Source organism: Enterococcus sp. 6D12_DIV0197 (assembly GCF_002174385.1).
In the GTDB taxonomy this organism is placed as follows: Bacteria; Bacillota; Bacilli; order Lactobacillales; family Enterococcaceae; genus Enterococcus_D; species Enterococcus_D casseliflavus.
In genome coordinates, this window is sequence record NZ_NIBN01000001.1 from 186573 (window position 1) to 197289 (window position 10717).

General features: G+C 46.2%; 10 protein-coding genes and 1 other annotated feature (1 of these 11 running past the window's edge). Of the genes, 6 read left to right on the forward strand and 4 right to left on the reverse strand.

Annotated features, from left to right (window positions below; translation table 11 throughout):
* Window positions 1-47: 47 nt before the first annotated feature.
* Entirely contained in the window at window positions 48-1670 is a 1623-nt protein-coding gene (locus A5867_RS00880; protein ID WP_005226380.1) for an ATP-binding cassette domain-containing protein, read from the reverse strand.
* Between the two features lie 208 nt (window positions 1671-1878).
* Between A5867_RS00880 and A5867_RS00885 the strand changes: the two genes are divergently transcribed.
* The gene (locus A5867_RS00885) at window positions 1879-2697 is read left to right on the forward strand and encodes a ZIP family metal transporter (RefSeq protein WP_016608938.1); all 819 of its coding nucleotides are present in this window, start codon (window positions 1879-1881) and stop codon (window positions 2695-2697) included.
* Window positions 2698-2752: 55 nt separating this feature from the next.
* Here A5867_RS00885 and A5867_RS00890 read toward each other — a convergent pair whose 3' ends face one another.
* Window positions 2753-2956: a hypothetical protein gene (locus A5867_RS00890; RefSeq protein ID WP_010748476.1), complete on the reverse strand. Its 204-nt coding sequence runs from the start codon at window positions 2954-2956 to the stop codon at window positions 2753-2755.
* Window positions 2957-3106: 150 nt separating this feature from the next.
* Here A5867_RS00890 and A5867_RS00895 point away from each other — a divergent pair, with 150 nt between their 5' ends.
* On the forward strand, window positions 3107-3508 hold the full coding sequence (locus A5867_RS00895) for a DUF4809 family protein (protein WP_087626680.1): 402 nt from the start codon (window positions 3107-3109) through the stop codon (window positions 3506-3508).
* Window positions 3509-3612: 104 nt separating this feature from the next.
* Here the strand turns inward: A5867_RS00895 and A5867_RS00900 are convergent, their stop codons facing one another.
* Entirely contained in the window at window positions 3613-4857 is a 1245-nt protein-coding gene (locus A5867_RS00900) for a glutamate-5-semialdehyde dehydrogenase (RefSeq protein ID WP_077453230.1), read from the reverse strand.
* Complete coding sequence (gene proB / locus A5867_RS00905; protein ID WP_087626681.1) at window positions 4854-5669, reverse strand: glutamate 5-kinase; 816 nt, start codon at window positions 5667-5669, stop codon at window positions 4854-4856. Before proB ends, A5867_RS00900 begins: the two co-directional genes overlap by 4 nt.
* A 189-nt stretch (window positions 5670-5858) precedes the next feature.
* Here proB and A5867_RS00910 point away from each other — a divergent pair, with 189 nt between their 5' ends.
* The 4 genes from A5867_RS00910 (at window position 5859) to gltX (ending at window position 10705) form a co-directional block, all read left to right on the forward strand.
* Window positions 5859-6368: a hypothetical protein gene (locus A5867_RS00910; RefSeq protein ID WP_010748479.1), complete on the forward strand. Its 510-nt coding sequence runs from the start codon at window positions 5859-5861 to the stop codon at window positions 6366-6368.
* Window positions 6369-6412: 44 nt separating this feature from the next.
* On the forward strand, window positions 6413-7783 hold the full coding sequence (gene radA / locus A5867_RS00915; RefSeq protein ID WP_005226394.1) for a DNA repair protein RadA: 1371 nt from the start codon (window positions 6413-6415) through the stop codon (window positions 7781-7783).
* A 155-nt stretch (window positions 7784-7938) separates the two neighbouring features.
* Window positions 7939-9078, forward strand: coding sequence for a PIN/TRAM domain-containing protein (locus tag A5867_RS00920; protein ID WP_005226396.1), 1140 nt, complete (start codon window positions 7939-7941; stop codon window positions 9076-9078).
* Window positions 9079-9247: 169 nt separating this feature from the next.
* On the forward strand, window positions 9248-10705 hold the full coding sequence (gene gltX, locus A5867_RS00925) for a glutamate--tRNA ligase (RefSeq protein WP_016608945.1): 1458 nt from the start codon (window positions 9248-9250) through the stop codon (window positions 10703-10705).
* Window positions 10702-10717, forward strand: a binding site (T-box leader) (it continues 183 nt past the right edge of the window). It overlaps the preceding gene by 4 nt.

A 10717-nucleotide genomic window follows, 5' to 3' on the forward strand; every position in this document is an offset into this window, starting at 1 on the left:
CAGCCTTGGTGGCGGGCAACTGGAGCGTTCTTTTTTTCAAAAGCAGCTTATTGATTCATTTCTGCTACGCGTTTTTGGACATCTTTGTTTTCTAAGAATTCATCGTAGGTCGTTTCGGCACGATCCACCACGCCTTTGCTAGAGACCGCAATGATACGGTTCGCAAGGGTTTGAATAAATTGGTGGTCATGAGAAGCAAACAACAATGAGCCGGTGAAGGCCATCAAGCCATCGTTTAATGCGGTGATCGATTCTAAGTCCAAGTGATTGGTTGGATCATCCAATACCAATACGTTGGCTTTTGAAAGCATCATTTTCGACAACATGCAGCGAACTTTTTCGCCCCCGGAAAGAACATTGACGGGTTTTAATACTTCGTCACCAGAGAATAACATGCGACCTAGGAAGCTGCGCAAGAAGGTATTGTCGTCTTCTTCTTTGCTTGCGTATTGACGCAACCAATCAACGATCGGGGTATCCGTATCAAATTCGCTGGTCGTATCTTTTGGCAAGTAGGCATGCTGCGTGGTCACGCCCCAACGAACACTACCTGTATCAGGAGTGATTTCCCCCATGATGACTTTGAATAGCGTCGTGGTGGTGATATCGCTATTGGCAACAAAAGCGACTTTGTCGTCTTTATTCAAGGTGAAAGAGATATTGTCTAAAATCTTTTTGCCGTCGATCGTCACACTGACATTGTCGACTTGCAGCAAGTCATTCCCGATTTCACGTTCTGGTTTAAAACCGACAAACGGGTAGCGGCGAGACGAAGGTTGAATATCATCAAGAGTGATTTTATCCAACATTTTTTTCCGAGATGTTGCTTGTTTGGATTTTGATGCATTGGCACTAAAGCGTGCGATAAAGTCTTGCAGTTCTTTGATCTGCTCTTCTTTTTTGGCATTTGATTGGGATTGTAATTTCGCAGCTAATTGGCTTGATTCCAACCAGAAATCATAGTTGCCGACAAACAATTTGATTTTGCCGAAGTCTAGATCGGCCATATGGGTACAAACTTTATTTAAGAAGTGGCGGTCATGGGAAACAACGATGACGGTGTTGTCAAAGTTGATCAGAAACTCTTCTAACCAGTTGATAGATTGGATATCCAATCCGTTGGTAGGCTCATCTAGGAGCAAGACGTCTGGCTTGCCGAAAAGGGCTTGTGCCAGTAAGACTTTCACCCGTTGACCAGCAGTTAGATCTTTCATCAAGACATGATGCAATTCATCGGGAATGTTCAAGCCTTGCAAAAGAACCGCTGCTTCGGGCTCTGCTTCCCAGCCATCAAGTTCCGCAAATTCGCCTTCTAGTTCGGCGGCACGAATCCCATCTTCATCAGAAAAGTCTTCCTTCATGTAGATCGCGTCTTTTTCTTTCATCACTTCGTAGAGACGTTTATGGCCCATGATGACCGTTTCGATCACTGGAAACTCTTCGTAATCATAGTGGTTCTGCTTCAAGACAGCCATCCGTTCATCAGGACCTAAAGAAACATTCCCGGTCGAAGGTTGGATCTCACCAGATAAAATTTTTAAAAAAGTTGATTTACCAGCACCATTTGCACCAATCAAACCATAACAATTACCAGGCGTAAACTTAATATTAACATCATCAAACAGTTTGCGGTCTGAAAAATGCAAACTTACATCACTTACTGTAATCAATTCTTTTCCTCACTTTATATAAATTGACATGGAGTCTCCTAGCATTATAGCGATGAATGTTGAAACTTTCAAGTAAAGCCGAGGATTTCATCAGGAAAGGCTTAGGGCTGGTGAAAGAAAAATTTTGGCTGCTGCTGCCTTCCTAGTAGAACCTGACGGCTTCCTATGCTAGAGTATTGGTAGAATAGTTAGACAAAGGAGCAGACGAATGGTGGATTGGTTGGTTGGATTGTCGCCATGGCAGCAAGCGTTGGCGGGGACAATCTTTACGTATGGTATGACGGCGCTTGGGGCAGCGCTAGTCTTTTTCTTCAAAGAAATCAATAAAAATGTCCTGAATACGATGCTGGGGTTTGCCTCTGGCGTGATGATCGCTGCTAGTTTCTGGTCGTTATTAGATCCTGCGATCGCACGAGCCGAAGAAAATGGCGACATTCCGTGGCTTGTGGTCAGCATCGGGTTTGGATTGGGTGGTTTGTTTCTATATGCAGCAGATAAGACGCTCCCGCATATGCATTTTGGTCCGAATCATGAAACAGAAGGTTTGCCCAGTCATTTGAAGCGAACGATCTTGCTGGTCTTTTCCATCACGCTGCATAATATCCCAGAAGGCTTGGCGGTAGGGGTAGCGTTTGGGGCGGCGGCTAGTGCCGATGATCCGCGAGCAGCGATCTTAGCGGCGCTTTCGGTAGCGATCGGGATCGGGATCCAAAATTTTCCAGAAGGCGCAGCCGTTTCGATCCCCTTGCGCCAAGAAGGGTTAAGCCGAACCAAAGCCTTTATGTACGGGCAAGCGTCAGGGATCGTAGAACCGATCGCCGGTGTGATCGGAGCTTTGCTAGTAACGAGTATGTCCGCTGTCTTGCCGTATGCGTTGGCTTTTGCAGCGGGTGCTATGATCTATGTAGTGGTGGAAGAATTGATTCCAGAAGCGCAGCAAACCTTGTCTAGTCGCCGCCATTTTGCGGTCTTTGGCGTCATGCTAGGCTTTATCTTAATGATGGTTTTAGATGTAGCATTAGGCTGATCGATAAAAAAACACCTGACTTTCCAAAAGTCAGGTGTTTTTGATTTACTTGTAATTAACGATAATATTTTCTTGGCTTTTGGCGAATCGATGTTAACCAGCGAACGATCAAAACGGCTAGCAGCAAAGGAATCCCGAAACGGAAGACCAATCCGATCAACCCACCAATAATGCCTAATACAACGGATAAAACAAGGGATGCTGCGATTAAAACTGCCACGACAGTAACGATTCTTCCTAATAAACTTTCTGTATTCATTGTGACTCCTCCTAGACTTTTTTTCTTATCCCAAGCATAACAAGAAAGAAAAAGAAACACATCCAACTTAAGACGGAATAATTGCTCCGCCGTGCGCCATAGGTTTGTGATAAACTAAACATGAATGAATCATGAAAGGAGTCAAAAAGAATGAATGCAGAAATTCTCACGAGCCAAGTCATCACAGAAGGAGGGTGCAATGCCTGTTTGCCTTATGAACTCAATACCTTCACGCTGCAGCTGCCGGATGGTCGTCGTTTTTCGTTAGAAAACTTGGATGCTGCTGCATTGGTGATGCCAATTGCCCAGATCAATCAGTGGCAGACTCGCTTATTATTAGAAGAAGACGAAGGATTGATCTATCAAAAAGGAACGCAAGAAGTAATTTTCGTAGAGGGCAACCGTCAGGATACGTTTTCCAGCAAAGGAAAGACGATTTCTTGTCCGAAAAAGAGTTGCGAAGCTGACGTCTTTGCCACAACCAATCGAGTGCTGACAGAATTGTTTGGCATCGAACCGATTTCCTTCGTTCTGCGGGCTGCACAAGCATGAGAGGACGAAAAAAAGCCGCTTGCGCATGTACCGACCTTTTAAAGTTAGCTTTTTAGTCTAACTATTGGGAGTCATGACAGCAAGTGGCTGTTTTTTTCGTATCGTTACTTACGGATCTGGCCTTCGCCATAAATAATGTATTTGGTAGAAGTCAGTGCTTCTAACCCCATTGGCCCACGAGCATGGAGTTTTTGCGTCGAGATGCCGATCTCGGCACCAAAGCCAAACATAAAGCCATCGGTGAAACGGGTCGAGGCATTGACGTAAACCGCCGCCGCATCAACTTCTTTCAAGAAGCGTTGGGAAGCGAAATAATCATCGGTGATGATCGCTTCAGAGTGCTTCGTATTGTAGCGATTGATGTGGGCAATGGCTTCTTCTAGCGAAGCCACCACTTTGATCGCTAAGATATAGTCTAAAAACTCGGTTGCCCAGTCCTCTTCAGTGGCAAGCTGCGCGTTGTTCAAAAACGCCAACGCTTTTTCATCTCCTCGCAATTCGACTTGATCGGCAAATTGCTGTTCTACCATAGGCAAAAATTCTGCCGCCACTGCTTCATGGACGAGGATCGTTTCGATGGCATTGCAGACAGAAGGGCGTTGCGTCTTTGCATTCGTGACGATCGCCAGAGCCATCGGCAGCTGGGCTGCTTGGTCGATGTAGATATGGTTGTTGCCGGTGCCGGTTTCGATCACTGGTACTGTGGCGGTCTCTTTGACACGACGAATCAAGCCGGCGCCCCCCCGGGGGATCAAAACATCCAAGTAATCTGTCAGCCGCATCAGCTCAGCCGCTGTTTCGTGGCTCGTGTCTTCGATAAACTGGATCGCATGGCGGGAGTGTCCGTTGGCAGCTAATGCCTCTTGTAAAATAGTCACGAGGACTTGATTGGAGTGGAAGGCTTCTTTTCCGCCACGCAAAATCACGGCATTTCCTGATTTGAAACACAGACTAGCCGCGTCAGTAGTGACATTAGGGCGGGCTTCGTAGATGATGCCGATGACCCCTAAAGGCACCCGCTGTTGACCAATCAAAAGATCGTCAGCATTGCGCCACATTTTATCCACGGCACCGATTGGATCGGGCAATTGGGCGACTTCTCGGATGCCGTTAGCCATCTCGGTGATCCGTTGTTCTGTCAGCAACAGACGATCTAGCATCGTTTGGCTGGTTCCTTTGGCTTTTGCGGCGGTTAGATCTTGTTGATTAGCAGCTAAAATCTTCTCGGTAGCTTTTTCTAAAGCATCGGCCATCGCTGCCAGTAGGTGGTTTTTTTCACTGGCACTCAGTAAGCTTAATGCCTGGGCGCTTGCTTGTGCTTGTTGACCGATCGTTTGTAAATTGCTCATTGCTCATCCTCCGTTCGTTGATAAAAGTGGGTGCCGACAGGTTCCCCTGCGAGCAAGTCAAAAATAATTTTCGGCTGCTTGCCGTTAGCCAGCAGCATGTGACTGTTCAAGTCTAAGATACGTTGAGCGGCTTTTAATTTGCTGGTCATACCGCCGGTTCCATAAGGACTGCCTTTTCCCGTAGCTTGTTCTAAAAGTTCCGGGGTGATTTCATTGATCTCGGAATACAAAACAGCCTTAGGATCATTCAGCGGATTGGCGGAATAAAAGCCGTCGATATCAGAAAGCATGATCAAAAGCTCGGCTTTCGTCAACTGAGCGACGATCGCTGACAGCTGGTCATTGTCGCCAAATTTGGTGAGATGGTCCAATTCATCCACTGCCACCGTGTCGTTTTCATTAATGATCGGGATGATCCCCATCGTAAGTAATTGCTCTAAGGTGTTGCTAACGTTTTGACGGCTTTGGGGGAATTCGATGATGTCTCTGGTCAGCAGGATCTGTGCAGTCTGCTGGCTATAGCTTTGAAAACGCTGGTTGTAGATCGTCATCAGTTCTGATTGGCCAACGGCTGCCACGGCTTGCTGCTGCGGGATCTCCACGGGTCGTTCTTTCAAATTCAACTTGTTCATGCCAACACCGATCGCACCAGAAGAAACTAAGATGATTTCTTTGCCTTGGTTTTGCAAAGCTGCTAAGACAAAGGCTAATTCATCGATGCCAGCTAGATTGATGGCACCATTGGGATAAATCAACGAGCTGGTGCCGATTTTTACAACGATTCGGTTTTTGTTTGAAAGATCTGCGCGCATATGCCACCGCCTATTTTTTGATATTTTTTCTATTGTACTCGCAAACGGGCGTTTCGTCATGTCCTTTTTTCTTTTTGGTCTATTTTTAAACGAAGAAATTGTAAAGACTTTTCGATAATTGTGTTTTCCATGAAGAAAATAGTTCTTCCTATGCTAAAATAGCTATATGTTTTATTATTGGAGGAACCCATGAAATTACGAGGATTTGAAATTATTACAGCATATAAAGAAAAAAGCATCACCTTGCCTCAACGTGCCACCCATCATGCGGCTGGTTACGACTTTGAAGCAGCGGAAGAAATCGTGGTGCCAAGCATTTGGAAAGCGGGCGTGATCGACGGGGTCAAAGCGCTTTTTGCGAAAGAGACCGCAAAACAGTTGAAGCCAACCTTGATTCCCACGGGGATCAAAGCCTATATGGGGGAAGACGAGTATTTGCAGCTGACAAATCGTTCCAGCAATCCTTTGAAACGTTTCTTAGTCTTGACGAATGGTGTCGGCGTCATCGACAGCGATTACTATGACAATCCAGATAATGAAGGGCATATCATGTTCCAGTTTACCAATTTCGGCCCCACAGATGTCGTCATTAAAAAAGGCGAACGGATCGGCCAAGGAATTTTCTTGCCGTTCTTAAAAGCTGATCAAGATACAACCACTGCCAGCCGAACCGGCGGCTTTGGCTCCTCGAATCAGTAAATCCTGCCTGGGGGTCTGTTTGATAGAAGTAGTGGAGGAGATCAATGGCAAAAAAAGCAAAAAGTCAATTTGTCTGTCAAAATTGTGGGTATAGTTCCCCTAAATATTTAGGGAAATGCCCCAATTGCGGCAGCTGGAATTCAATGGTGGAAGAAGTGATCCAAGAAACCGCCGATCGTCGAGTACGTACGACATTGACGGGGCAAAAGATGCAGCCGACGAAAATCGCCGATGTCGTACCGAAAAAAGAACCGCGGGTCCAAACGAAACTCGCTGAGTTGAATCGCGTCTTAGGTGGCGGCGTGGTCCCAGGCTCCTTGATTTTGATCGGTGGGGATCCAGGGATCGGAAAATCGACGCTGCTCTTGCAAGTTTCCCAGCAATTAGCAGCGATCGGCGGGACGGTCTTGTATGTGTCAGGAGAAGAAAGTGCCGAACAAATCAAAATGCGGGCGCAGCGCTTAGGCGCCATCGATACAGAATTTTATCTCTATGGGGAAACGGACATGTCAGAGATCAGTAAAGCGATCGAAAACATCCGCCCAGATTATGTGATCATCGATTCGATCCAAACCATGACCCAACCGGATATCACCAGCGTGGCAGGCAGTGTCAGCCAAGTGCGAGAAACGACCGCAGAATTGCTGAAAATCGCCAAAACCAATGGCATCGCCATCTTTATCGTTGGCCACGTGACGAAGGAAGGCTCGATCGCAGGACCGCGGATGCTGGAGCATATGGTGGATACCGTCTTGTATTTCGAAGGCGAAAAGCACCACAGTTTTCGAATTTTGCGGGCCGTAAAAAACCGCTTTGGGTCCACCAATGAGATCGGGATTTTTGAAATGGAAGAAGGCGGGTTGAAAGAAGTCGCCAATCCGTCACAAGTCTTTTTGGAAGAACGCTTAGAAGGCGCAACTGGATCGGCGATCGTAGTGGCAATGGAAGGCAGTCGGCCAATCTTGGTGGAAATCCAAGCACTGGTCACGCCAACGATGTTCGGCAATGCCAAACGCACGACGACGGGGCTAGACTTCAACCGCGTCTCGCTGATCATGGCGGTTTTAGAAAAACGGGCAGGCTTGCTGCTGCAAAATCAAGATGCCTACTTAAAAGCAGCCGGCGGGGTCAAATTAAATGAACCTGCGATCGATCTAGCGATCGCTGTTAGTATCGCGTCTAGCTACAAAGAAAAAGGCACCAGCCCGACGGAGTGTTTTATCGGTGAAATTGGCTTGACGGGTGAGATTCGCCGAGTCAACGCGATCGAGCAACGGGTCAAAGAGGTGCAAAAACTAGGTTTTACGAAAGTTTATTTGCCGAAAAATAATCTGACTGGCTGGCAGCCGCCCAAAGGCATCGAAGTCGAAGGCGTGTCTACCTTAGCCGAAACCTTGCGGAAAGTCTTCCGTTAAAGTGGAGTCAATGCAAGAGCAAGGGGCAATCGCCTCTCCTCTTGCCCTGACGCTGCTGATTCATTCGTTTGAACCAACCGACCGACAGCCGTTGACTGGCGGAAGGAGCCGGATTTTTGAACAAAAGAAACCTACTGGAGTATGGAGGAACATGTATGCAGAAACGAGTCATTACCGCACTAATGGTACTTGCCGGAGCAAGTCTGGGGATCTCACTGATGCCTATCGCATGGCAAGCCATTGGGCAAACCCAAAATGAATGGCTGAATAATAACATCACTAATAGTTTGCTTGGAGCCCTTATTTTCTTTTTATTATCTTTACTATTAGCGAAATATATTGCAGCCGGTATTCGCAAAATTGAAGAAAAACTAAGTGAATTGAGCTTAACGTATCTCTTGTTTGGCGCAATTGGTTCGATCATCGGTCTGATGATCGGTGTGATCGTGTCGATTCCTTTTTACAATTGGGATATTCCTTTTATCAACGGGATCGCCCCAATCTTAGTGATGGTCCTGTTAGGGTATCTCGGTTTTCAGATCGGGACGACACGGATCGATGAATGGAAAAAAGTCTTTGCCCCGAAAAACAAAAAGGCAGAGCCCCAAGAGCAAGATGAACAGCAGATGCTGGAAAGAAAGATCGCGGACCACTTCCACAAATACAAAATTTTGGATACCAGCGTGATCATTGATGGTCGGATCTATGACATTGCTAAAACAGGCTTTTTAGAAGGCGTCTTGCTGATCCCGAATTTTGTCTTGTACGAATTGCAATACATCGCAGATTCTGGCGATAGTTTGAAACGGGTTCGGGGCCGCCGCGGCTTGGATATTTTGAATGCTTTGCAAAAAGAAGAAGGCATCGCAGTTGAGATGTATGAAGGCGATTTTGAAGACATTTCCGAAGTTGATAGCAAGCTGATCAAGTTAGCGAAGATGCTGGATGGTGTCGTCGTGACCAATGATTACAATCTAAACAAAGTTTCTGAATTTCAAAATGTGCCTGTCTTGAATATCAATGCGTTAGCCAATGCGGTCAAACCAGTGGTGATTCCAGGAGAAAGCATGCACGTCTTAGTGGTGAAAGCTGGCACGGAGCGCCAGCAAGGGGTCGCTTATCTAGATGACGGGACGATGGTCGTGGTGGAAGATGGCCAGCATTACATGAATGAACACATCGAAGTGATCGTCACCAGCGCCTTGCAAACGGCAGCTGGGCGGATGATTTTTGCCAAACCAGCCCATTCTGGTCGCGGCATCGACAACAAAGAAGGATCGAAATCAGAGAAATAATCCTAGGCAGCTGGCGTAAAATATGCCAGCTGCCTTTACTAATTGGGTTATTGATTGTACAATTCAACTTGAGGGTTCTGTTTTTTACGCGGGTCTTTCCCACTAAACTGAACAATAAGCCCCAAGCAGCTTGGCTGGCTTGGAAATCAGATGAAGGAAGAGGAAAACAATGACAAAAGTACGTGTACGTTACGCGCCAAGTCCAACAGGACATTTACACATCGGGAATGCTCGGACGGCTTTATTCAATTATTTGTTTGCTCGTCACAATGACGGTGAATTTATTATCCGAATCGAAGACACCGATCAAAAAAGAAACATTGAAGATGGTGAAAAAAGCCAGCTTGAAAACTTGCAATGGTTAGGAATGGATTGGGACGAATCACCTGAAAATCCAGGAGAATACGGTCCGTATCGTCAATCAGAACGCGGCGATATCTACCAACCACTGATCGATCAATTGCTTGCAAGCAATCGTGCGTATAAGTGTTATTGTACGGAAGAAGAACTGGAAGCCGAACGTGAAGGCCAAAGAGCTCGTGGCGAAATGCCCCATTATGCAGGGAAATGTGCCAACTTAACACCAGAAGAGCAAGCCGAAAAAGAAGCACAAGGCTTGAAACCAGTGATTCGTTTCCGTGTCTCTCGCAATACTGAATACAAATTCCACGACATGGTCAAAGGCGAGATCGTTTTTGAATCAGATAATGTCGGTGGCGATTTTGTCATCCAAAAACGTGACGGTATGCCGACTTACAACTTTGCAGTAGCAGTCGATGACCATCATATGAAAATCACCCATGTGCTGCGTGGAGATGACCACATCGCCAACACACCAAAACAGTTGATGATCTATGAAGCATTTGGCTGGCAAGCACCAGAATTCGGGCATATGACGTTGATCATCAATAGCGAAACCGGGAAAAAATTAAGCAAACGGGACGAATCGATTCTCCAATTCATCGAGCAATACCGTGAGTTGGGTTATCTACCAGACGCTATGTTCAACTTCATTGCACTTTTAGGCTGGTCACCAGTAGGGGAAGAAGAAATCTTCTCTCAAGAAGAATTGATCAAAATCTTTGATCCTGAACGGTTGAGCAAATCACCAGCTGCCTTCGATGCCAAGAAGTTGGAATGGGTCAATAACCAATACATGAAACAAATGGATCTGGATGAATTGACGGCAATGTGCGTCCCTTACTTGGTAAAAGCCGGTCGCATCGAAGAAACATTGACCGAAGAAAAAGCTGCCTGGTTGAAAAAAATCGTTTCCCTGTATCAACCGCAAATGAGTTTTGCGGCACAAATCGTCGACCTTTCGGAATTGTTCTTCGAAGAACACCCTGAATTAGATGATGCAGCCAAAGAAGTCTTAGCAGGAGAAACTGTACCGACGGTTTTGACAGCCTTTAAAGAAAAATTACAGGCGATGCCAGTCGTTGAGGCTGCGGCAGTCAAAGCAGCCATCAAAGAGATCCAAAAAGAAACAGGCATCAAAGGCAAGAATTTATTCATGCCGATCCGCGTGGCGGTCTCAGGCCAAACCCACGGACCAGAACTACCAGATACCGTTGAATTATTAGGGAAAGAAAAAGCCCTTGATCATTTGAATAACGTGTTATAAACACAGCGAATA

Coding starts and splice junctions, on each gene's coding strand:
- A5867_RS00885 (WP_016608938.1), top strand. CDS start 1,879: ATGGTGGATTGGTTGGTTGGATTGTCGCCATGGCAGCAAGCGTTGGCG.
- A5867_RS00890 (WP_010748476.1), bottom strand. CDS start 2,956: ATGAATACAGAAAGTTTATTAGGAAGAATCGTTACTGTCGTGGCAGTT.
- A5867_RS00895 (WP_087626680.1), top strand. CDS start 3,107: ATGAATGCAGAAATTCTCACGAGCCAAGTCATCACAGAAGGAGGGTGC.
- A5867_RS00900 (WP_077453230.1), bottom strand. CDS start 4,857: ATGAGCAATTTACAAACGATCGGTCAACAAGCACAAGCAAGCGCCCAG.
- proB (WP_087626681.1), bottom strand. CDS start 5,669: ATGCGCGCAGATCTTTCAAACAAAAACCGAATCGTTGTAAAAATCGGC.
- A5867_RS00910 (WP_010748479.1), top strand. CDS start 5,859: ATGAAATTACGAGGATTTGAAATTATTACAGCATATAAAGAAAAAAGC.
- radA (WP_005226394.1), top strand. CDS start 6,413: ATGGCAAAAAAAGCAAAAAGTCAATTTGTCTGTCAAAATTGTGGGTAT.
- A5867_RS00920 (WP_005226396.1), top strand. CDS start 7,939: ATGCAGAAACGAGTCATTACCGCACTAATGGTACTTGCCGGAGCAAGT.
- gltX (WP_016608945.1), top strand. CDS start 9,248: ATGACAAAAGTACGTGTACGTTACGCGCCAAGTCCAACAGGACATTTA.